1 protein-coding gene is annotated in these 527 nt (G+C 27.1%); it reads right to left on the bottom strand.

Annotation, left to right across the window (positions count from 1 at the left end; translation table 11 throughout):
* Window positions 1–241 precede the first annotated feature (241 nt).
* Window positions 242–527 (bottom strand): hypothetical protein (locus tag ACYVEA_RS34845; protein WP_461117944.1); only part of this gene is annotated, 286 nt, incomplete at its 5' end.

Below are 527 nucleotides of genomic sequence, written 5' to 3'. Positions count from 1 at the left end.
ATCTGGCCCTGTTCATGGCAATCTGATCGTCCACGTAGTCGCTCTATATCCATGTCAGTAATGTAAAGAATAATTGAAAGGGTAGCGGGACATACCTTGCCCATAATCCTGTCCTGTTTAATTTTTGTTACCATAAAATATTTATTTCCATTTTTCAAAAAATGGTTCAGACTATTTCTTCATCTTTATATAAATAAGGATAATTTTATTAAAATATACAGATAATTTACTCACCACTAATTCAACCTTTAACACCAAAAGAACCAATTCTAGATTTAGAATTTAGTTTAGTATATTGTAGATTAGGTTTAAAGTTTCCTCTTAATAATACAGATGAATAACCTTTAACAGAAGAAAGTGTATTTTCTAAATTACCTTTATAAATAACTTTATTACGAGATCTTGATGCAGTATAACGTTTAGTTAATCTACCTGCAGCTTCTAATCTAACACCAGATACTCTTTTATATTTTATGTTATTTAATATTATATATTTTAATATATTAAAATCATATTTATCTTTTACC

The sequence above is a fragment of the Spirosoma jeollabukense genome (assembly GCF_054777855.1).
The sequence above is the reverse complement of the archived record's forward strand: the minus strand, read 5'-3'. Positions and strand labels throughout refer to the sequence as shown.